The sequence below is a fragment of the Pseudomonas sp. UBA3153 genome (assembly GCF_002364635.1).
Lineage (GTDB): Bacteria > Pseudomonadota > Gammaproteobacteria > Pseudomonadales > Pseudomonadaceae > Pseudomonas_O > Pseudomonas_O kuykendallii.
The window spans coordinates 608-22,023 of the sequence record NZ_DEYR01000064.1; the positions used below are offsets into that span (position 1 = coordinate 608).

General features: G+C 64.3%; 22 protein-coding genes. 8 read left to right on the forward strand and 14 right to left on the reverse strand.

The window, feature by feature from the left end:
* Nucleotides 1-146: 146 nt before the first annotated feature.
* Nucleotides 147-902 (reverse strand): AraC family transcriptional regulator, encoded by a 756-nt coding sequence (locus tag B2X67_RS14990; protein WP_273228629.1) that lies wholly within the window; start codon nt 900-902, stop codon nt 147-149.
* A 154-nt stretch (nt 903-1,056) separates the two neighbouring features.
* On the opposite strand from B2X67_RS14990, the gene lon reads away from it, so the two are divergent.
* The 4 genes from lon to cmoB all read left to right on the forward strand — a co-directional run bounded on the left by lon (nt 1,057) and on the right by cmoB (nt 5,812).
* On the forward strand, nt 1,057-3,453 hold the full coding sequence (gene lon, locus B2X67_RS14995) for an endopeptidase La (RefSeq protein WP_286785983.1): 2,397 nt from the start codon (nt 1,057-1,059) through the stop codon (nt 3,451-3,453).
* 143 nt (nt 3,454-3,596) lie between these two features.
* Nucleotides 3,597-4,001: a protease inhibitor I42 family protein gene (locus tag B2X67_RS15000; protein WP_286785984.1), complete on the forward strand. Its 405-nt coding sequence runs from the start codon at nt 3,597-3,599 to the stop codon at nt 3,999-4,001.
* 102 nt (nt 4,002-4,103) lie between these two features.
* On the forward strand, nt 4,104-4,847 hold the full coding sequence (cmoA, locus tag B2X67_RS15005; RefSeq protein WP_286785985.1) for a carboxy-S-adenosyl-L-methionine synthase CmoA: 744 nt from the start codon (nt 4,104-4,106) through the stop codon (nt 4,845-4,847).
* Complete coding sequence (gene cmoB / locus B2X67_RS15010; protein WP_286785986.1) at nt 4,844-5,812, forward strand: tRNA 5-methoxyuridine(34)/uridine 5-oxyacetic acid(34) synthase CmoB; 969 nt, start codon at nt 4,844-4,846, stop codon at nt 5,810-5,812. The genes cmoA and cmoB overlap by 4 nt, the downstream gene beginning before the upstream one ends.
* Nucleotides 5,813-5,844: 32 nt before the next feature.
* Here cmoB and pdxJ read toward each other — a convergent pair whose 3' ends face one another.
* The 11 genes from pdxJ to rpoE form a co-directional block, all read right to left on the reverse strand.
* A complete protein-coding gene (pdxJ, locus tag B2X67_RS15015; protein ID WP_090229803.1) occupies nt 5,845-6,591 on the reverse strand; it encodes a pyridoxine 5'-phosphate synthase in 747 nt (248 codons plus the stop codon).
* On the reverse strand, nt 6,588-7,277 hold the full coding sequence (recO, locus tag B2X67_RS15020; protein ID WP_286785987.1) for a DNA repair protein RecO: 690 nt from the start codon (nt 7,275-7,277) through the stop codon (nt 6,588-6,590). The genes pdxJ and recO overlap by 4 nt, the downstream gene beginning before the upstream one ends.
* A 69-nt stretch (nt 7,278-7,346) precedes the next feature.
* On the reverse strand, nt 7,347-8,249 hold the full coding sequence (gene era, locus B2X67_RS15025) for a GTPase Era (protein ID WP_273228636.1): 903 nt from the start codon (nt 8,247-8,249) through the stop codon (nt 7,347-7,349).
* Nucleotides 8,242-8,931, reverse strand: coding sequence for a ribonuclease III (rnc, locus tag B2X67_RS15030; protein WP_090229814.1), 690 nt, complete (start codon nt 8,929-8,931; stop codon nt 8,242-8,244). Before rnc ends, era begins: the two co-directional genes overlap by 8 nt.
* Nucleotides 8,928-9,305 carry a DUF4845 domain-containing protein gene (locus B2X67_RS15035; RefSeq protein ID WP_273228637.1) on the reverse strand — a complete coding sequence of 126 codons (378 nt, stop codon included), beginning with the start codon at nt 9,303-9,305 and terminating at the stop codon, nt 8,928-8,930. The genes rnc and B2X67_RS15035 overlap by 4 nt, the downstream gene beginning before the upstream one ends.
* Nucleotides 9,306-9,371: 66 nt before the next feature.
* The gene (gene lepB, locus B2X67_RS15040; RefSeq protein ID WP_273228638.1) at nt 9,372-10,229 is read right to left on the reverse strand and encodes a signal peptidase I; all 858 of its coding nucleotides are present in this window, start codon (nt 10,227-10,229) and stop codon (nt 9,372-9,374) included.
* Nucleotides 10,230-12,029 carry a translation elongation factor 4 gene (lepA, locus tag B2X67_RS15045; RefSeq protein ID WP_273228639.1) on the reverse strand — a complete coding sequence of 600 codons (1,800 nt, stop codon included), beginning with the start codon at nt 12,027-12,029 and terminating at the stop codon, nt 10,230-10,232.
* A gap of 159 nt (nt 12,030-12,188) precedes the next feature.
* Entirely contained in the window at nt 12,189-13,619 is a 1,431-nt protein-coding gene (locus B2X67_RS15050; protein WP_273228640.1) for a DegQ family serine endoprotease, read from the reverse strand.
* Nucleotides 13,620-13,794: 175 nt separating this feature from the next.
* Nucleotides 13,795-14,751 (reverse strand): MucB/RseB C-terminal domain-containing protein, encoded by a 957-nt coding sequence (locus B2X67_RS15055; RefSeq protein WP_286785988.1) that lies wholly within the window; start codon nt 14,749-14,751, stop codon nt 13,795-13,797.
* 8 nt (nt 14,752-14,759) lie between these two features.
* A complete protein-coding gene (locus B2X67_RS15060; RefSeq protein ID WP_286785989.1) occupies nt 14,760-15,347 on the reverse strand; it encodes a sigma-E factor negative regulatory protein in 588 nt (195 codons plus the stop codon).
* A gap of 31 nt (nt 15,348-15,378) precedes the next feature.
* Nucleotides 15,379-15,963 (reverse strand): RNA polymerase sigma factor RpoE, encoded by a 585-nt coding sequence (rpoE, locus tag B2X67_RS15065; RefSeq protein ID WP_090229832.1) that lies wholly within the window; start codon nt 15,961-15,963, stop codon nt 15,379-15,381.
* A 366-nt stretch (nt 15,964-16,329) separates the two neighbouring features.
* On the opposite strand from rpoE, the gene nadB reads away from it, so the two are divergent.
* Nucleotides 16,330-17,946: an L-aspartate oxidase gene (gene nadB / locus B2X67_RS15070; protein ID WP_286785990.1), complete on the forward strand. Its 1,617-nt coding sequence runs from the start codon at nt 16,330-16,332 to the stop codon at nt 17,944-17,946.
* Here nadB and B2X67_RS15075 read toward each other — a convergent pair.
* Together B2X67_RS15075 and B2X67_RS15080 are read right to left on the reverse strand one after the other, a co-directional pair.
* Nucleotides 17,915-18,367: a protein YgfX gene (locus tag B2X67_RS15075; RefSeq protein ID WP_286785991.1), complete on the reverse strand. Its 453-nt coding sequence runs from the start codon at nt 18,365-18,367 to the stop codon at nt 17,915-17,917. The genes nadB and B2X67_RS15075 overlap by 32 nt on opposite strands.
* On the reverse strand, nt 18,351-18,605 hold the full coding sequence (locus B2X67_RS15080) for a succinate dehydrogenase assembly factor 2 (RefSeq protein ID WP_273228645.1): 255 nt from the start codon (nt 18,603-18,605) through the stop codon (nt 18,351-18,353). The genes B2X67_RS15075 and B2X67_RS15080 overlap by 17 nt, the downstream gene beginning before the upstream one ends.
* A gap of 118 nt (nt 18,606-18,723) precedes the next feature.
* Between B2X67_RS15080 and B2X67_RS15085 the strand changes: the two genes are divergently transcribed.
* The 3 genes from B2X67_RS15085 (at nt 18,724) to B2X67_RS15095 (ending at nt 21,378) form a co-directional block, all read left to right on the forward strand.
* Nucleotides 18,724-19,659 (forward strand): YgfZ/GcvT domain-containing protein, encoded by a 936-nt coding sequence (locus B2X67_RS15085; RefSeq protein WP_286785992.1) that lies wholly within the window; start codon nt 18,724-18,726, stop codon nt 19,657-19,659.
* A gap of 41 nt (nt 19,660-19,700) precedes the next feature.
* On the forward strand, nt 19,701-20,537 hold the full coding sequence (locus tag B2X67_RS15090; RefSeq protein WP_273228647.1) for an HDOD domain-containing protein: 837 nt from the start codon (nt 19,701-19,703) through the stop codon (nt 20,535-20,537).
* Nucleotides 20,538-20,610: 73 nt separating this feature from the next.
* Nucleotides 20,611-21,378: a substrate-binding periplasmic protein gene (locus B2X67_RS15095; protein WP_286785993.1), complete on the forward strand. Its 768-nt coding sequence runs from the start codon at nt 20,611-20,613 to the stop codon at nt 21,376-21,378.
* The last annotated feature ends 38 nt before the right edge of the window (nt 21,379-21,416 follow it).

Consider the following 21,416-nt stretch of genomic DNA (forward strand, 5'->3'; position numbering starts at 1 on the left):
CGCCACCAGCAGCACGCGCGCGTCGGTGATTCTCCTGCGGCGAAAGATGCGCACCATTCCGATCCTCCTACGTGGCCCGTGCGAGCGGGGCATGCTTCTCGGGAAAACCACGGCCGAACGAGCCGCTCTCGGCGGCGAACGGCAGATCAGGCGTCGCTGCCGCGCAGACGTTTCGGCGTCAGGCCCAGGTAGCGCCGCATGGCGGTGGTCAGCGCGCTCTGGCTGGAGAACCCGCACTCGCCGGCGATGCGCACCAGCGGCAGCGGGCTTTCGCGCAACAGCCGGGCGGCGCGGTCCAGGCGGGTCTTCAGCAGGTATTGGTGAGGGGTCAGGCCGACGCTGTCCTTGAACTGGACGTGGAAGTGGCTCGGGCTGAGGCAGGCCACCTGCGCCAGTTCGGCCACGCTGATGCGCCGCGCCAGGTTGTCCTGGATGTGTGCGTCGAGCCGTTCCAGATCCAGCGGGCCGCGCACCTGCGGCGCCTGCTCGCCGAACAGGCGCAGGTGCATGGCACGCAGCAAAAGGCCGCCGAGGGCGCGCGACAACGCCGGGTCGCTGCCGTAGCGGGTGAGTTCGGCGCCGGCGTAGTTGAGAAGGTTCTGGAAGTCCGGATCGAGGGCCGGGTAGCGCGGAATCTCGAACAGGCGCATGAGCAACTGGAGATCCTCGGCGCTGGACTCCTCGCCGTCCATATCGATGATCAGCATGCGGTTGTCACCCACGCCGGCGAACTCGTGCTCGGCATCACCCGGCACCAGGCAGGCGCGCATCCGGCAGACCTCGCCGCCCGCACCGTTCACCTCGAATTCCGCGCGCCCGGAAAGGGACATCACCAACTGGTGATAGTCATGGGCATGTTCGTGGGCCTGGGCATCCAGGCACATGAGGCGGGCTTTGAGCATGGGCGGATCACGGCTGATCAAATTTTGCGCATTCTACTGGAAGGACGCCTTTTTCCCAATATTGGCCGGTCGACGGCAGGTTCCACCGCGGTGCCATTGAATTCCTCGCTGCACCGACCCATCTAGATCTGCATACACGGATTACAGGTGCCCCATGAGCGACCAGGACATCACCGCTGAACTCGTTGAAGAAGTCATCCATTCGGAAGGAAAACTGGCGCTGCCCGGGCAGACCCTGCCGGACAAGGTCTACATCATTCCGATCCACAACCGGCCGTTCTTTCCGGCGCAGGTGTTGCCGATCATCGTCAACGAGGAGCCCTGGGCGGAAACCCTGGAGCTGGTGGCGAAGACCGACCACCACAGCCTGGCGCTGTTCTTCATGGAGAACCCGCCCGAGGACCCCCGCCATTTCGACACCAGCAGCCTGCCCGAGCACGGCACCCTGGTGCGCATCCACCGCGCCAGTCGCGAGAACGGCAAGGTGCAGTTCGTCGCCCAGGGGCTTTCGCGGGTGCGTATCCGCGGCTGGCTTAAGCGCCACCGGCCACCGTTCCTGGTGGAGGTGGATTACCCGCAGAGCCCGCCGGACCCGCGCGACGAGGTGAAGGCCTACGGCATGGCGCTGATCAACGCGATCAAGGAGCTGCTGCCGCTCAACCCGCTGTACAGCGAGGAGCTGAAGAACTACCTGAACCGCTTCAGCACCAACGATCCCTCGCCGCTCACCGACTTCGCCGCCGCGCTGACCACGGCGCCGGGGATCGAGCTGCAGGAAGTGCTCGACTGCGTGCCGATGCTCAAGCGCATGGAGAAGGTGCTGCCGCTGCTGCGCAAGGAAGTCGAGGTGGCGCGCCTGCAGAAGGAGCTGTCCGCCGAGGTCAACCGCAAGATCGGCGAGCGCCAGCGCGAGTTCTTCCTCAAGGAACAGCTGAAGGTGATCCAGCAGGAGCTGGGCATCACCAAGGATGACCGCAGCGCCGACACCGACGAATTCCGCGCCCGCCTGGAGGGCAAGACGGTGCCACCGGCCGCGCAGAAGCGCATCGAGGAGGAGCTGAACAAGCTGTCCATCCTCGAGACCGGCTCGCCGGAATACGCCGTCACCCGCAACTACCTGGACTGGGCCACCGCCCTGCCCTGGGGCGTGTTCGGCCAGGACAAGCTCGACCTCAGGCACGCGCGCAAGGTGCTCGACGCCCAGCATGCCGGCCTCGACGACGTGAAGAACCGCATTCTCGAGTTCCTCGCGGTGGGCGCCTTCAAAGGTGAGATCGCCGGCTCCATCGTGCTGCTGGTCGGCCCGCCCGGCGTCGGCAAGACCAGCATCGGCAAGTCCATCGCCGAATCCCTGGGCCGGCCGTTCTATCGCTTCAGTCTCGGCGGCATGCGCGACGAAGCCGAGATCAAGGGCCACCGGCGCACCTACATCGGCGCCCAGCCGGGCAAGCTGGTGCAGGCGCTGAAGGATGTCGAGGTGATGAACCCGGTGATCATGCTCGACGAGATCGACAAGATGGGCCAGAGCTACCAGGGCGATCCGGCCTCGGCGCTGCTGGAAACCCTCGACCCGGAGCAGAACGTCGACTTCCTCGACCATTACCTGGACCTGCGCCTGGACCTGTCCAAGGTGCTCTTCGTCTGCACCGCGAACACCCTCGACTCGATCCCCGGCCCGCTGCTCGACCGCATGGAAGTGATCCGCCTGTCCGGCTACATCACCGAGGAGAAACTGGCCATCGCCAAGCGCCACCTGTGGCCCAAGCAGCTGGAAAAGGCCGGCGTGCCGAAGAACCGCCTTAGCATCAGCGACGCCGCCCTGCGCCTGGTGATCGAGGGCTACGCCCGCGAAGCCGGGGTGCGCCAACTGGAAAAGCAGCTGGGAAAACTGGTGCGCAAGGCGGTGATCAAGCTGCTCGACGACCCGCAGGCGAAGATCAAGATCGCGCCCAGGGACCTGGAAGAATCCCTCGGCATGCCGCACTTCCGTACCGAACAGGTGCTGTCCGGGGTCGGCATAATCACCGGTCTGGCCTGGACCAGCATGGGTGGCGCCACCCTGCCGATCGAGGCCACGCGCATCCATACGCTGAACCGCGGCTTCAAGCTCACCGGGCAGCTCGGCGAGGTGATGAAGGAATCGGCGGAGATCGCCTACAGCTACATCAGCTCGAACCTCAAGGCGTTCAAGGGCGACCCGACCTTCTTCGACCAGGCCTTCGTCCACCTCCACGTGCCCGACGGCGCCACGCCCAAGGACGGCCCCAGCGCCGGCGTGACCATGGCCAGCGCGCTGCTGTCGCTGGCCCGCGAGCAGGCGCCGAAGAAAGGCGTGGCGATGACCGGCGAGCTCTCGCTGACCGGCCAGGTGATGCCGATCGGCGGGGTTCGCGAGAAGGTCATCGCCGCGCGGCGGCAGAAGATCTTCGAGCTGATCCTTCCGGAAGCCAACCGCGGCGATTTCAAGGAACTGCCGGACTATCTCAAGGAAGGCATCACCGTGCACTTCGCCAAGCGCTTCGCGGACGTGGCGAACGTGCTCTTCCCCTGATGGCTGGCGCCCGGCGCCGTGATGACGAGCGGGCGTGGTCATGCCGGCTGCGGCCGCCAGCCTGGGCAGCGGCGCGCTCGAACTGACCCGGCTGGCGCGGTTTTGGGTAGAGTAAGGCGGCATCCCCTTCGAGGTATCCGTCGATGTCCGTTCCGCTCCGCCTGCTCCTGCCCGCCGTCCTGCTGCTCGGCGGCTGCGCCAGCAAGCCGCCCGCTACCGTGACCCTGGAAGAAAGCCAGGCTTCCCGATGCCATCCGCTGAAGTTGCACCAGGGCCAGACGCTGGTGCTCAGCTTGCCCAGCGATCCCACCAGCGGCTACCGCTGGCAATTGCTCGACGCCGCTCCCGCGGTGCTGCGCAGCCTCGGCCCGGAGGTCTACGCCAACCCTGAAGACAGCGGCGACCTGGTGGGTAGTGGCGGCGAGTCGACCTGGCGCTTCCAGGTGGCGAACGCGGGCGACGCGCACCTGGCGCTGCGTTATCAGCAGGCGTGGGATGCCGACGGCGCCCCGGCCCGGACCTTCGAGTGCGCCCTGCACGCCGAGTGACGCCACGCCGCCCGAATACGGCCAGCCGGCGTGCCGGCTTTGGCATTCGCTCAGGCTTGGCTAGAATGCCGGCCTTTCCGCACAGCGCCGGTAGTGACCACCGTGAAACAACAGCCCGACCGCCTCTTCGCCCAGCCCGTCCAGCAGGTGCCGGACTTCGTCTTCAACGAAGACGTGGTGCGCGTGTTTCCGGACATGATCAAGCGCTCGGTGCCGGGTTACCCGACCATCGTCGAGAACCTCGGCGTGCTCGCCGCGCGGTTCGCCCAACCCGACACCGCGCTCTATGACCTGGGCAGTTCCCTCGGCGCGGTGACCCAGGCGCTGCGCCGCCACGTGCGCACGGAGCGCTGCCGGGTGATCGCGATCGACAACTCGCCGGCTATGGTCGAGCGCTGCCGCGAATACCTGCACGCGCAGGATTCGATGTTCCAGGAGTTGCTGCCGGTGGAGGTCATCGACGCCGACATCCTCGCCCTGGAATTCCAGCCGGCGTCGCTGGTGGCACTGAATTTCACCCTGCAGTTCATCGAACCGGCGCAGCGCCTCGCCCTGCTCGGCCGTATCCGCCAGGCGCTGGTGCCCGGCGGTGCGCTGATCCTCTCGGAAAAACTGCGTTTCGAGGACGTCGAGGAACACGCCCTTCTCAACGAGTTGCACCTCGACTTCAAGCGCGCCAACGGCTACAGCGAGCTGGAAATCGCGCAGAAGCGCAGCGCCATCGAGAACGTGATGAAGCCCGACAGCCTGGAACAACACCGCGAGCGGCTGCTGGCGGCCGGTTTCAGCAAGGTGGTGCCGTGGTTCCAGTGCCTGAACTTCGCCTCACTGATCGCCCTGCCATGATCGGCCGCTTCGACCTCGATGCCTTGCAGGCCCAACTGGCCGGTAGCCCGCTGCAGGACTGGAGCGCCGACCTGCCGGCGCAGATCGATGCCAAGCTGGCCATCGGCCACGGCGACCTGCCGCGCTGGTATGCCGCCGTCGAGGCGCTGCCGTCGCTGCACGCCGGGCAGGTCGACCTGCTGCACGCCTTCAGCCTCGACGGCCCGCGCGACGATTCCGCCCGCGACGCCCTGGAAACCGCCCTGCGCGGCCTGATTCCCTGGCGCAAGGGACCCTTCCACCTGTTCGGCGTGCACGTGGACACCGAATGGCGCTCGGACTGGAAATGGCAGCGCGTCGCCCCGCACCTGGACCTGGCCGGCAAGCGCGTGCTGGATGTCGGCTGCGGCAATGGCTACTACATGTGGCGCATGCTCGGCGCCGGCGCCGATGCGGTGGTCGGCATCGACCCCAACTGGCTGTTCCTCTGCCAGTTCCTGGCGATGAAGCATTACCTGCCGGAGCTACCCGCCTGGCACCTGCCGCTGGCGTTCGAGGAACTGCCGGGCAAGCTGCAAGGCTTCGACACGGTGTTTTCCATGGGCGTGCTCTATCACCGTCGCTCGCCCATCGACCACCTGCTCGACCTCAAGGACTGCCTGGTGCGCGACGGCGAACTGGTGCTGGAAACCCTGGTGGTGGAAGGCGATGCCCAGCAGGTGCTGGTTCCCGAGGATCGCTACGCGCAGATGCGCAACGTCTGGTTCCTGCCGTCGGTGCCGGCACTGGAGCTGTGGCTGCGCCGCGCAGGCTTCGTCGACGTGCGCTGCGTGGACGTCAGCATCACCTCGGTCGAGGAACAGCGCGCCACGGACTGGATGCGCTACCAGTCGCTGCCTGAATTCCTCGATCCCGAGGACCACCGCCGCACCGTCGAAGGCCTGCCCGCCCCGCGTCGCGCGGTACTGGTCGCGCGCAAGCCGTGACCTGAAGGCCGACGGGAGGCCCCCGGCTATCTTCAGCGGCGCCCGGCCGCCGCGACGATCAGGTGCTTCATCTCCAGCACCGCGGCCTTGAAACCGACGAACAGCGCGTGCGCGACGATGGCATGGCCGATGTTCAGCTCGTGAATTCCCTTGATCGCCGCCACCTGCTCGGCGTTGTGGTAATGCAGGCCGTGGCCGGCGTTGACGATCAACCCTTCGGCCACGCCAAAGGCCACGCTGTCGCGCAGACGTTGCAGCTCCTGAGCCGCGGCGGCCGGCGTCTCGGCGTCGGCGTAGCGACCGGTGTGCAGCTCGATGGCCGGCGCGCCAATGCGTTTGGCGGCGGCGATCTGGCGTTCCTCGGCATCGATGAACAGCGACACCTCGCAGCCCAGCCGACCGAGGCGCTCGACCGCGTCGCGGATGCGCTCTTCCTGACCGGCGACATCCAGGCCGCCCTCGGTGGTCAGTTCCTGGCGGGTTTCCGGAACCAGGCAGATATGCTCCGGGCGAATGCCTTCGGCGAACGCCAGCATCGACTCGGTGACGCCCATCTCGAAGTTCATCCGCGTCTGCAGGGCGTCCTTCATCACCCGCACGTCGCGTTCCTGGATGTGCCGGCGGTCTTCGCGCAGGTGCAGGGTGATGCCGTCGGCGCCAGCTTCCTCGGCATCCAGCGCGGCCTTCAGCGGGTCGGGATAACGCGTGCCGCGGGCCTGGCGCAGGGTGGCGACGTGGTCGATGTTGACGCCCAGCAGAATGCGATTGAGGTCACTCACTTGGGAGGCTCCTTGAGGGTCATGAACAACTCGCGGCTGACCAGCGGTCGGCCGCCTAGATGGGGCGCCAGGGCCTGGCGCATCAGGCGCTTGGCCGCAGCCAGCGCGCCTGAAGAAGACCAGTCGGCCTCGGCCATGGCCAGCAGGTCGGCGCCATGGAACGAGCCGGGCTGCAGTTGGCCGATCGGCTCCAGGCCGGCGTCGGCGAGCAGCCGGTAGATGCCGTCGGCGGCGATCGCTTCGCCATGCCGGTCGGTGTCCAGGGCGAAACCATAGCCCAGCTCGTCCAGCAGGCGCCATTCGAAGGCGCGCAGCAGCGGCTCGATCGGCCGCCCCTGGGCCAGCGCCGCGACTGTCGCGGCGTAGTGCTCGAAGAACTGCGGGTGCGCGACTTCGGCCGGCAGCAGGCGGATCAGCAACTCGTTGAGGTAGAAGCCGCTGAACAGCGCCTCGCCCGCCAGGAGGTTCGGAACGCCGGCGCTTTCCAGGCGGGCGATGCTCTTCAGCTCGCCGCGCCCGCGCAGTTCGACGTCCAGCGGCAAGAAAGGCCGCGCGCCACTTCCCGACTTGCCCCTGGCGCTGCGCTGCACGGCGCGCAGACGACCCTGCTCGCGCGTGAACAGGTCGACCATCGCGCTGGTTTCCTTGTACGGCCGACTGTGCAGGACGAACGCGAGCTGGCTCATGGGCGGGGACACTGCAGCGGTTCGGAAACGGACGCCCGCGACGGGCAGGGGCGCCGGAGGGTGCGGGGTTTACTGGTCGTGGTAGCCCAGCGAGTGCAGCGCGCGCTCGTCGTCGGACCAACCGCCTTTCACCTTGACCCAGAGGTTGAGCATCACCTTGGAGTCGAACAGCACTTCCATGTCCTTGCGGGCGTTCTGGCCGATGCTTTTGATCCGCTCGCCCTTCTCGCCGATGATGATCTTCTTCTGCCCGTCACGCTCGACCAGGATCAGCGCATGGATGTGCAGGATGCGACCTTCCTGCTTGAACTCTTCGATTTCCACGGTGATCTGGTACGGCAGCTCGGCGCCGAGCTGGCGCATGATCTTCTCGCGCACCAGTTCGGCGGCGAGGAAGCGGCTGGAGCGATCGGTGATCTGGTCTTCGGGGAAGAAGTGCTCGTTTTCCGGCAGCCGCTCGGCCACCAGTTTCTCGAACAGCTCGAGGTTCTGCCCGTGCTGGGCGGAAATCGGCACCACCTCGGCGTTGGGCAACTGCTCGGAAAGCCACTTCAGGTGCGGCAGCAGATCGCCCTTCTCGTCCAGGCGATCGGTCTTGTTCACCGCGACGATCACCGGCCCGGTGACGTACTGCACGCGCTCGAGAACCATCTGGTCCTCATCGGTCCAGCGGGTGCGGTCGACCACGAAGACCACCACGTCGACGTCCTTCAGGGCGGCCGACGCGGTCTTGTTCATGTAGCGATTGAGCGCTTTCTCGCCGTTCTTGTGCAGGCCGGGAGTATCGACATAGACCGCCTGGATCGCGCCCTCGGTCTTGATCCCGAGCATGTTGTGGCGGGTGGTCTGCGGCTTGCGCGAAGTGATCGCCAGCTTCTGCCCGAGAATGTGGTTGAGCAGGGTCGACTTGCCGACGTTGGGACGGCCGACGATGGCGACATAGCCGCAACGCGTCACGCTTTCATCATTCATTGCCATTCTCCACGCCCAGGGCGATTAGGGCGGCAGCGGCCGCTACCTGCTCGGCGATACGCCGGCTGGCGCCCTGCCCGCGGGTCTTTTCGTTCAACAGCGAAATCTGGCACTCGACGAAGAAACTCCGGCAGTGCGGTTCGCCCTGGATATCCACCACTTCGTAACGCGGCAGTTCGCAGGCGCGCGACTGGAGGAACTCCTGCAGGCGCGTCTTCGGGTCCTTGTTGGTGTCGACCAGCGTCAGGCTGTCCAGCTCGGAAGTTAGCCAGGCCAGCACGCGCTCGCGGGCGGCCTGCATCCCGGCATCGAGATAGATGGCACCGATCAGCGCTTCCAGCGCATCCGCCAGGATCGACTCGCGACGAAAACCGCCGCTCTTCAGCTCGCCCGAGCCCAGACGCAGGTATTCGCCGAGGTCGAAACCGCGCGCCAGCAGCGCCAGTGTCTCGCCTTTGACCAGCCGCGCGCGCAAGCGCGACAACTGCCCTTCGCGGGCCTGCGGGAAGCGCTCGAACAGCGCCTCACCGGCGACGAAGTTGAGGATCGCATCGCCAAGGAACTCCAGACGCTCGTTGTTGCGTCCGGCGAAGCTGCGATGAGTGAGGGCCAGGAGCATCAGCTCGCTGTCCTTGAAGGTGTAGCCGAGCTGACGCTCGAGACGGGCCAACTGTGGATTCACGGCATTCTTACGCGAAATTCTTTATCGAAACGGGCCACCAGATCGAGGTTCTGGATCAGCGGCTCGCGTTTTTCGTACTGGAGGTGAACGCGGAAGTCGTTGTTCACCACTTCGACCTTGACCGCATCGTTGACGTTCAGGTCGCGGATGTTGTTGATCTGCATGCCCCGGCTGACATGGCTGTAGAACTCGGGAATGGTGCGGATCTGCGAGGCCTTCTCGGTTTCCACCGAGGTGATGATCTTCTCCATCGACATGTAGTCGAGATAGTGCGGGATCATCTTGAACGCCGCGCTGGCGAAGAACGCGACCAGTGCCAGGACCAGCATCCAGCCCAACAGCGAAAAGCCTTTCTGCGAACGCGCACCTTTCATGCTCGACCTCAATGTCATGTATTCCGATGGGGAAACGCAGCGGCGCCCGGAGGCGCCGTCGACGAATCAGTGGATCAGACCGACCCGGCTGAAATTGGGCAGGTTGCTCATCTTCGGATCCGGCCAGCTCAGCCAGACCGCAAAGGCCTTGCCGACGATATTGCGGTCCGGAACCATGCCGAGAACGTCCTTCGGAATCTTCGGATCGTTCCAGTAGCGGCTGTCGTTGGAGTTGTCGCGGTTGTCACCCATCATGAAGTAGTGACCACCGGGCACCGTCCACTCGCGGCCGGGTTCGGCGCGGTAACGGCTCATCTCCTTGCGGATCAGGTGCTCGGCCTCGCCCAGCTGTTCCTTGTAAAGCACCGCGCTGCCGAGGGTGCCCGGCTCCTCGCCGATCAGTTGCTCGGCAACCGGCTGGTCGTTGACGAACAGGTGCTTGTCGGTGGTGTAGCGCACCTTGTCGCCCGGCAGGCCGACCACACGCTTGATGTAGTTGACGTTGGGATCGCTGGGGTAACGGAACACCATCACGTCGCCACGCTGCGGATCGCCCACCTCGATCACCTTGCTGTCCAGCACCGGCAGGCGGATGCCGTAGGCGAACTTGTTGACGAGGATGAAATCGCCCACTTCAAGGGTCGGTTTCATCGAGCCGGACGGGATCTGGAAGGGCTCGACGAGGAACGACCGCAGCACCAGCACGATGGCCAGCACCGGGAAGAACGACTTGCCGTACTCGACCAGCAGCGGCTCCTTGTTCAGGCGCTCCACCACCACGGGATCGGCCTGCCCGACGCTGCCCTGGTAGGCCGCGATGGCAGAACGCCGACGCGGCGCCAGCACCAGCAGATCGATGAGCGCGAGGAAGCCGCAAACGGCCACCGCGATGACCAGCAACAACGGGAAATTGATCGACGACATCTAGCTATCCACTTTGAGTACGGCGAGGAAGGCTTCCTGGGGAATTTCCACGCTACCGACCTGTTTCATTCGCTTCTTACCGGCCTTCTGCTTTTCCAGAAGCTTGCGCTTACGGCTGACATCGCCGCCATAGCACTTGGCAAGAACGTTCTTGCGCAACGCCTTCACGGTCGTCCGCGCAACGATCTGACCGCCGATGGCGGCCTGGATCGCGACGTCGAACATCTGACGCGGGATCAGCTCTTTCATTTTCTCGGTCAGGGCGCGGCCTTTGTAGTGCGCCTTGTCACGATGCACGATCAGGGCCAACGCATCGACCTTCTCGGCGTTGATCAGCACGTCGAGCTTGACCAGGTTGGCCGACTGGAAGCGGTCGAACGCGTAGTCCAGCGAGGCATAACCGCGGCTCACCGATTTCAGGCGGTCGAAGAAGTCCAGTACCACCTCGTTCATCGGCAAATCGTAGCTGATCTGGACCTGGCTGCTGAGGAACTGCATGTCACGCTGCACGCCGCGCTTCTCGATGCACAGGGTGATGACATTGCCCAGGTGTTCCTGCGGCACCAGGATGTTGGCGCGCACGATCGGCTCGCGCATTTCCTCGATGGAGGCGAGATCGGGAAGCTTGGACGGGTTGTCGACGTAGAGCGTGTCGCCGTTCTTCATCACCACTTCGAAGACCACGGTTGGCGCGGTGGTGATCAGGTCGAGGTCGTACTCGCGCTCCAGGCGTTCCTGGATGATCTCCATGTGCAGCATGCCGAGGAAGCCGATGCGGAAACCGAAGCCCAGCGCTTCCGAGCTTTCCGGCTCGTACTGCAGCGCGGCGTCGTTCAGCGTCAGCTTCTGCAGCGCTTCGCGGAAATCCTCGAAATCGTCGGAGCTGACCGGGAACAGGCCGGCGTACACCTGCGGCTTGATCCGCTGGAAGCCGGGGAGCACGTCGACATCCGGCGTGCTCGACAGGGTCAGGGTGTCGCCCACGGGCGCGCCGTGGATGTCCTTGATGCCGGCGATGATGAAGCCCACTTCACCGGCCTTGAGGTCCTCGGTGCTGGTGTGCTTGGGAGTGAATACCCCGACGCTGTCCACCTGATGGATCTTGCCGGTGGATTTGACCAGCACCTTGTCGCCCTTCTTGATTCTCCCGTGGCGTACCCGCACCAGCGAGACCACGCCCAGATAGTTGTCGAACCAGGAGTCGATGATCAGCGCCTGCAACGGCGCCTCGATGTCGCCGGTCGGCGCCGGGATCACCTTGACCAGACGCTCGAGCACATCGATCACGCCCATGCCGCTCTTGGCACTGCACGCCACCGCGTCGGTCGCGTCGATACCGATGATGTGCTCGATCTCGTCCTTCACCCGCTCCGGCTCAGCCTGGGGCAGGTCCATCTTGTTCAGCACCGGCATCACTTCCAGGCCCTGCTCGATGGCGGTGTAGCAGTTCGCCACCGACTGCGCCTCGACGCCCTGGCCGGCATCCACCACCAGCAGCGCGCCTTCGCAGGCCGCCAAAGAGCGGCTGACTTCGTAGGTGAAGTCGACATGCCCGGGGGTATCGATGAAGTTCAGCTGGTAGGTTTTGCCGTCCTGCGCGTTGTAGTGCAGCGTTACGCTGTGGGCTTTGATGGTGATACCGCGCTCACGCTCCAGATCCATGGAGTCGAGGACCTGGGCCTCCATCTCGCGATCGGAAAGACCGCCGCAGATCTGGATGAAGCGGTCCGCCAGCGTCGACTTGCCGTGGTCGATGTGGGCAATGATGGAAAAGTTGCGGATATGACTCAGATCACTCACGGATCAACACTCGAAAGACCGCGGAAGAATCCCGCCGAAAAATAGCCGGCAAGTGTACCCGATAGCCTGCTCAAAGGTCACGCCCGAGCAGGATTGCAGGCATGAAAAAGGGGCGATTCGCAGCGCCCCTTTTCACATCGCTCCAATGGCCTTTAGCCGCTATTCGGACAGCTTGAAGGTGATGAAGCTGGCACGTCCCTGACGCAGTACACGCATCGATACCGAGCGATTCTTCGGCAGTTGCTGGGCAACTTCGGTGAAAGTCTTCGCCGAATCGATGGACTGGTTGTTCAGGTGGGTGATCACGTCACCCGGACGCAGGCCGATCAGCGCTGCGGGACCGTCGAGCACCTCGCGAATGACCACGCCGCCCTGCAGATCGAGGGATTTCTTCTGCTCGGCGGTCAGCTCGACCACCTTCACGCCCAGACGGTTGCTGCTGCGCTCGACGCCTTCCTCGGCGCCGCCCATCGACATCTCCTCGCCTTCCGCCGGCAGCGCGCCGACCGTCAGTTCGAGCGTCTTGCGCTGACCTTCGCGGGCGACTTCCAGCTTGACCTTGGACCCCGACTTCATCGCACCGACCAGGTGCGGAAGGTCCGCGGACATCACAATCGGTTGACCGTTGAGGCTGAGAATGACATCGCCGACCTTCAGACCGCCAGCCGCCGCCGGGCCGTTGTCGAGGACCTGGGCAACCAGCGCACCGGCCGGTTTGTCGAGACCAAAGGACTCGGCGAGATCCTTGTTCACTTCCTGAATCACCACGCCCAGCCAGCCGCGGCTGACCTTGCCGTCGGTCTTCAACTGGTTGGCGACGTCCATCGCGACATCGATCGGGATGGCGAACGACAGGCCCATGAACCCGCCGGAACGGGTGAAGATCTGCGAGTTGATCCCGACCACCTCGCCCTTCAGGTTGAACAGCGGACCGCCGGAGTTACCCGGGTTGATGGCCACGTCGGTCTGAATGAACGGCACGTAGCTCTCGTTCGGCAGGCTGCGGCCCTTCGCGCTGACGATGCCGGAGGTCGCGGAATGATCAAAACCGAACGGCGAGCCGATGGCCAGCACCCACTCACCGACCTTGAGCGCCTCGGAGTTGCCGATCTTCACGGTCGGCAGGTTCTTACCGTCGATTTTCAGCAACGCCACGTCGGTGCGCGGATCGGCACCGATCAGCTTGGCCTTGAGCTCGCTGCGATCGGGCATGCGCACGAGAATCTCATCGGCATCGGCGACCACGTGGTTGTTGGTCAGGACATAACCATCATCGGAAATAATGAAACCCGAACCCAGGGACTGCGCTTCACGCTGGCGACCCTTGGGCGCGTTGGGCCCCTGCTGAGGCATCCCGCGCTCCAGGAATTCCCGCAGCATCGGCGGGAGACCTTCGAGGTCGGGCATCTGCGATTGCGCGACGCCGCGGTCGGGCAGTTTCTGCGTGGTACTGATGTTCACCACCGCGGGCGAAGCCGCTTCCACCAGTCCGGTGAAATCAGGCAGTTCCGCCTTCGCCACCAGCGCCTGGGACATCAGCAGCAGCGCCGCGACACCCGACAGATAGGATTTGAAACTTGCTTTGAACATGGGGCCTCCCCGGAAACAAAAAAACTCGGCACGCGCCCGAAGGCACCGCGAGTCTGGTACGCCACCCCAGGCGGCGCAACTCGACATCAGCACAAGGCTGAGAATCAGGAAATGGGCATTTGCATCTATGAGCCTCGCAGGACGACGGATACTACGAAATCACGCCTTTCTTCGCTCATTGCAGGCTTTGCGCTTCACCAGGACGGATCGACAGCGCTATTCGCTCGGCGGTGCCCAGCGGAATCTCGCCCACAACGGTCACCATCACCTCGCCCTCGGCGGTCGGCATATGCCGGGAGACGGCTACGGTCGGGCCCAGTTGGCTACGCGCATCGTCGAAACGGGCGCCGCGCAACAGCTCGAGAAATACAGAAAACTGGGTGATGCCATCGCCATAAAGCATGCAGGCGACGGGCTCGGAGGACGCAGGGCTGCGTCGCTGGAGAATGCTATTCAGGGTGAATCCCGGAGGAACCCAGTCCGAACGCCAGGCGTTATCGGGAAGAACCTTGCTTTGTGCGACCTGAACCGGCTTGCAGTCGCCGCTCGCCCTGGCGGCGGCGCCATCCCCGGCCTCTTGCGGAACGAAGTCGGTGAACTGGAAACGCTCCAGGACGTGACCGTCTTCGTTGATCAGCAGGGACTTCAACGGCAACGCGGTTTCCCGATCGAGGTGCAACTCGAAGCCGTAGCGATGCTGGTCACGCGGAACCAGTGCCAGGACTACGGCATTGCGACCCGCGACCCGGGATTCGCCCGCATCGCGCAAGTCATACCATTGGGAGAGTTGCTGAGGGTCCAGCGTGCGGGTGAGCCAGGACTGGCCCGCCTCGCTCGACTGCTCAACCGGCGTACCGGTGGCGCAATCGGTTTTGCCGTTGGTGCGCAGCACTTCGTAAGCAAGACCGTCGAGTTGCAACAGCCGCTCTTTCACGGCGCCACTCGCGTCCACCTCATGCCAGATGCCATGCGTGGAAAAGCTCCCATCGCGCTCATAAACGAACGTCCCATGGAAGCTTTTCTGTTGCTCGGCGCTTTGCAGTTTGAGAAGCCAGTCCTGCGCATCGGCGGCATTGGCCGCCGAGGTCGCCAACAAGCCCCCCATCAACACCACCAAGGGGAGACTGCGCATGTAACCCCTCAGTGCTGTTCTTCGAGGCTCGCTGCGCGGGCGTAAGGCAGAGGGCCTTCGACACCGTTGGAGGCGGACTGCTGGGCGTGCTGACGCAGGTACTCGGCCAGACGCTGGTCATGCCAGGCTGCCTGATTGCCGTCTGCAGCAACCGGAGTCTCGGCCTGGGCACCGTTGGCGGTGAAGCCTGCGAGCACAGCGCCACCAGCGACCTGTTGAGGCACGGTTACCTGGGAAGGCTGAGCCTGTTGAGCGAGCTGAACGCCGCCCACTTCGTCCTGGTTGTAGAAGCGCACGCCTGCCAGCACGGCGACGGTCACCGAAGCAGCAACGGCCAGGCGGCCAACGCTGCGCCAGGCGGTCGAAACCTTGCCCGGAACCTTCTCTTCAGCGATCGCTGCGGAGACCGCGGAAGCGATGTCTAGGTGAGGGACAAGCAACTCCTTGTGCATAACGGCGCGGGCGACCTGGTAGCGGGACCAGGTGGCACGTACGTCGGCATCGTCGCTGGCGGCGATCACTCGACGCAGTTCAAGTTGGTCCGCTTCGTTATCCATCACCGCGGACAGCGATTCCTGCAGGGATTCACGAGTCATGGCAGTTCCTCTCTTGGCTTTCGCCGCTGTCTTAGGAGTTATCATGCAACAAGGGTTGCAATGCTTTATCGATCACTTCTCGCGCTCGGAAGATGCGCGAACGTACAGTGCCCACCGGACACTGCATGACGCTCGCAATGTCCTCGTAGCTCAAACCATCGAACTCGCGCAGCGTCAGCGCTGTACGCAAATCCTCAGGCAACTGCTGGATGGTTCGATGGACCGTGTCCTCGATCTCGTCCCGCAGCATTGCTCGTTCCGGCGACTCGATGTCCTTCAGGGCGTGATCGCCGTCATAGAACTCCGCGTCTTCGGCACTCACGTCGTTGTCGGGTGGACGACGACCGCGTGCTACCAGGTGATTCTTGGCCGTGTTGATGGCGATCCGGTACAACCACGTATAGAACGCGCTGTCCCCGCGAAAGTTTCCCAGTGCCCGGTATGCCTTGATGAAGGCTTCCTGAGCCACGTCCTGAGCCTCATGGCTGTCGTGCACGAAACGCACGATCAGACCCAAAATCTTGTGCTGGTACTTGAGCACCAGCAAATCGAAAGCCCTTCTGTCTCCGCGCTGAACACGCTCGACCAGCTGCTGATCCTGCTCCTGGGTTAGCATGACAACTCCTCGTTGAGCCTGGAGTTAGGTCGCGCTCCGTGACAGATCGGCTTAGCAAAATAGACCCACATGTTGCGCAAAAGTTCTCCCCTCCAGGCAAAGCTCCAGCAGCCCGCTCAGGTTCTGCTTGGAAAATCAGGCAGTGGGCTTTCCACTGCATCGAATACGTCTTTATGCCGAGCCTTGAAGTGAGGGCAACCGTGAGACTACTTACACCACAAGCGCCGGGCGTACCTTTCTAGGTAACCTGCTATGGAACCTGGCTGAATTAGAAAGTTCCAGAGCACCACCGAACGACATAAGCCCGCTATTGTGCCGAGCCCCTGCTCTATATACTAGGTCCCGCTTCTTCCGCGGAATCTGGTCATGAGCCAACACTTACAGCACGACGTCCTGGTCATTGGCAGCGGTGCTGCCGGCCTCACCCTCGCCCTCACCCTGCCGTCCCATCTGCGTATCGCCGTGCTCAGCAAGGGCGAGCTGGCGAATGGTTCGACCTACTGGGCGCAGGGTGGCGTAGCGGCGGTGCTGGACCACGCCGACACCGTCGAATCGCATGTCGAGGACACCCTCGTCGCGGGTGCCGGCCTGTGCCGCGAAGACGCCGTGCGCTTCACCGTCGAGCACAGCCGCGAAGCCATTCAGTGGCTGATCGACCAGGGCGTGCCATTCACCCCGGATGACGAGACGGATCGCGAGGATGGCGGCTTCGCCTTTCACCTGACGCGCGAGGGCGGCCACAGCCATCGGCGTATCATCCACGCGGCGGACGCCACCGGCGCCGCGATCTTCAACACCCTGCTGGACCAGGCGCGACGCAAGCCGAACATCGAGCTGCTGCAGCAGCGCGTGGCCGTCGACCTGATCACCGAGCGCAAACTCGGCCTGCACGGCAAGCGTTGCCTCGGCGCCTACGTACTCAATCGCGACAGCGGAGAAGTGGACACTTACCACGCGCGCTTCGTCGTGCTCGCCAGCGGCGGTGCCTCCAAGGTCTACCTCTATACCAGCAACCCGGACGGCGCCTGTGGCGACGGTATCGCCATGGCCTGGCGCGCCGGCTGCCGGGTGGGCAACCTGGAGTTCAACCAGTTCCATCCGACCTGCCTCTATCACCCGCAGGCGAAGAGTTTCCTGGTCACCGAAGCCGTGCGTGGCGAGGGCGGCTTGCTCAAGCTGCCCAACGGCGAGCGCTTCATGCAGCGCTTCGACCCGCGCGCCGAGCTCGCCCCGCGCGACATCGTCGCCCGCGCCATCGACCACGAGATGAAGCGGCTGGGGGTTGACTGCGTCTATCTCGACATCAGCCATAAGCCCGCCGAATTCATCAAGGCACATTTCCCCACGGTCTACGAGCGCTGCCTGGATTTCGGCATCGACATCACCCGCGAAGCGATTCCGGTGGTCCCCGCCGCTCATTACACCTGCGGCGGCGTTCTGGTCGACCAGCATGGACACACCGACATTCCCGGCCTCTATGCGATAGGCGAGACCAGTTTCACCGGCCTGCACGGCGCCAACCGAATGGCCAGCAACTCGCTGCTGGAGTGTTTCGTCTACGCACGTTCGGCGGCGGCGGACATCGTCGGGCAGCTGGACGACGTCACCTTGCCCAGCAAGCTGCCAACTTGGGACTCCAGCCAGGTCACCGACTCGGACGAGGATGTGATCATCGCGCACAACTGGGACGAGCTGCGGCGCTTCATGTGGGACTACGTCGGCATCGTGCGCACCAACAAGCGCCTGCAGCGCGCCCAGCATCGCGTGCGCCTGCTGCTCAACGAGATCGACGAGTTCTACAGCAACTACAAGGTGAGTCGCGACCTGATCGAGCTGCGCAACCTGGCGCAGGTCGCCGACCTGATCATCCGCTCGGCGATGCAGCGTCACGAAAGCCGCGGCCTTCACTACACCCTGGATTACCCGGAGATGCAGGCCGAAGCCCACGACACTATTCTGCTGCCGCCCATCTACGCCGACTGAATTTCAGACAGACCCGCAGGCGCCGATGCTCCGCACGGCTCAGGGCGTCGCGGGGAATGCACAGGCTGCGTACCCGGCGCTGCCCAGGAAAACGAAAGCGCAGCACCACGATCGAGGGTAACGCCAGGCTGTCCGGTCGCAGTTGAACAGGCTGCCAGCCGGCGCCCCGGCTCCACAGCCGCCAGCCATCCTCGTCATGCTGCAACCCGCGAAATGCGGCGTCTGCGCTCAGCAGCACGTTGCGCGGCAGATACCACGCCGCGTGGGCGAGACACAGTACGAGGCCGAGCAGCCGGAATGGCCAGGGAATGTCGGCGACGATGACCGCTATCGAGGCCAGCACGGCCGCGACCAGGTAGAACGCCAGCAGCCACCGCGACGGTCGCCAGTGGCATTCGAATCGATCACTTGGGCTGGACACGGTCCAGGATCATGCGAACCATGCGCTGGAGGTCCGGATCGTCCGGTTCGCCGCGCTGCATGAACCAGCCGAACATGTCCTGATCCTCGCAGGCGAGCAGCTTGCGGTAACGCGCGCGGTCCTCGTCATCGAGGTTGGGATAGACCTCGCGCACGAATGGCACCAGCAGCACGTCGAGTTCCAGCATGCCGCGGCGGCTGTGCCAGAAAAGTCTGTTGAGTTCGATATCGTCGACCATGCAGCGGGCTCCTTTGTGAAGGCCGGCATTATAGCCACCTGCCCCTCGGCCGACACCCGCTGACAACCCGGGAGCGGCACTCTATGATGACGCTCCAAACCCTTGCGCAGCGAACTCCATGGCCGACTCCGCTTTTTTCTGCCCACTCGCCCACGAGGGCGTCATCGCCGTTCGTGGTCCGGATGCGAGCACATTTCTCCAGGGCCAGCTGACCTGCAACCTCAATTACCTGAACGAAAGCCACAGTCTCGGCGCCCGCTGCACGCCCAAGGGACGCATGCTGTCGAGCTTCCGCATCCTGCCCCAGGGCGATGGTTACCTGCTGGCGATGGCCGCCGAACTGGTCCAGCCGCAGCTCGAGGACCTGAAGAAATACGCCGTGTTTTCCAAGTCCAAGCTGTTCGATGAAAGCGACGCCTGGTCGCGCTTCGGCCTGTTCGAGGGTGATTCGGCCCTCGGCGAACTGGGCTTCGCCCTGGCACCGGAACCCGGCGCGCTGCAGCAAAAGGATGGCCTGCTCGCCTTGCGCCTGGAGAACGGCCGCGCAGAACTCTGGGCTCCGGCGGACCAGGCACCGACGTTGCTCGGCAAGCTGGTCGCCCTGCTGCCAACGGCAGACGTCGACGCCTGGAAGCTGACGCAGATTCGCGCCGGGGTCGGCCAGGTCTTCGGCGAAACCCGCGAGGCGTTCATTCCACAGATGATCAACCTGCAGGCCGTCGGTGGCGTCAGCTTCAAGAAGGGCTGCTACACCGGACAGGAAATCGTCGCGCGCATGCAGTACCTCGGCAAGCTCAAGCGGCGCCTGCAACGGCTGGCCGGTGACGCCGACCTGCCCGCTCCCGGCACGGAACTGTTCTCCCCGGTTCATAGCACCAGCGTCGGCGAGGTCGTGCTCGCCGCCCACTCGGAGGACGGCATCGAGCTGCTCGCCGTGCTCCAGGAAGACGCCGTCGGCGACGGCCGGATTCACCTGGCGAGCAGCGACGGGCCCACCCTGCGCCTGCTGGACCTGCCCTACAGCCTGGACGCCGATCGCGAGATCATGCGCTGAGCGCAGTCCCCCAAGAACGCCTGAAACCTCAGAGAGAACCCATGAGCAAGCTTGCCGAAAAAGTACAACACGAGTTGATTCAGGCGATCGAGAACGACGAACTGGTACTGCCGACGCTGCCGGAAGTCGCGCTGCGCGTTCGCGAGGCGGCCGAAGACCCGAACATCGGCATCCCCGCGCTGAGCAAGGTCATCGGCAACGACGCCGCGCTCAGCGCACGCATCATCAAGGTGGTCAACAGCCCGCTGCTGCGCACCAACAAGGAGATCACCGATCTGCAGATGGCGGTCTCCCGGCTCGGCATCAACTACACCTGCAACCTGGCCACGGGCCTGGCCATGGAGCAGATGTTCCAAGCCACCTCCGACGTCATCGATCGCAAGATGCGCGAGGTGTGGAACCGCAGCACCGAAATCGCCGGCATCTGCCATGTGCTGTGCCGCAGCTACACCCGCCTGGCGCCTGACCAGGCGACCCTCGCCGGGCTGGTCCACCAGATCGGCGCACTGCCGATCCTCACCTACGCCGAGGATCACGCCGAACTGATGAACGATTCAATCAGCCTCAACCATGTGATCGAGCGCATCCACCCGGTCATTGGCGACAAGATCCTGCGCACCTGGGATTTCCCGCTGCCGATCGCGGTGGTGCCCGGCGAGTACCTCGACTTCACCCGCAACTCGGAAAAGGTCGATTACGTCGATATCGTCCAGGTCGCCACGCTGCAGAGCTACCTGGGCACCAAGCACCCGTTCACCCAGCTGGACTGGAGCGGCATCAGCGCCTTCGCCAAGCTGGGTCTCGATCCGAACATCGACATGCAGGCGGAGGACGAGTTGTCCAATGCGATGGAAGCGGCGATGAGCATGCTTCGCTGAGCAGCGCCTCCGCATGATGGGCCGCCGACTAAGGGGCGGTTTCATCTCACCCGACGGCCAAAAGGAATTAGCCATGCGCCAGTCGTTGACCTACCTGTTGTTCGCTTCGCTCGTGCTGTTCGGCCATGGCGTGGCGGCGGAGGAAGTCGTCCTCACCAACGGCGAGTGGGCGCCGTACCTGGGCCAGCAGCTGCCTCACAATGGCGTGGCCTCGCGCATCGTCAGCAAAGCCTTCGCCATCGAAGGCGTCCAGGTGAAGTGGGAATTCCTGCCCTGGGCGCGCGCGCTTCACCTGGCCGAACAGGGCCAGCGCGCCGGCACGGCGGTCTGGCTGCGCAGCCCCGAGCGTGACACGCAGTTCTACGTCAGCACCGAAGTGGTCAGCAGCGGCTACAGCCTGTTTCATCGCAAGGGTGAGACGCTGAACTGGCAACGCGTTGCCGACCTTCGCGGGCTGCGCATCGGCGGCATCAACGGCTATGACTATGGCGCGGATTTCCAGCGCGCCGAGCAGTCCGGCGAACTCAAGGTGGTCCGCCTGCCCAGCGAAGAACAGGGGCTGCGGATGCTCCTGGCGAACCGTCTGGATGTGTTTCCCATCGATCCCGTCGTCGCCATGGACCTGCTGCACAGCCACTTCAGCGCCGCCGAGCGCGCGCGCCTCACCTACGCTCCCAAGCCGCTGCGCAGCGACAGCCTGCACTTGCTGCTGTCGCGCAAGGTGGCCGGCAACGACGCCCTGATGGTTCGGTTCAACCGTGGCCTGGCCAGCCTGCGCGCCAGCGGAAGGGTAGCCCTGTACCTGATGGAAACCCGGCAGTCGCTGAGCATGACGCGGTAAACGCGCCACCGCACAACGCACGCACAGTCCGCGCTACG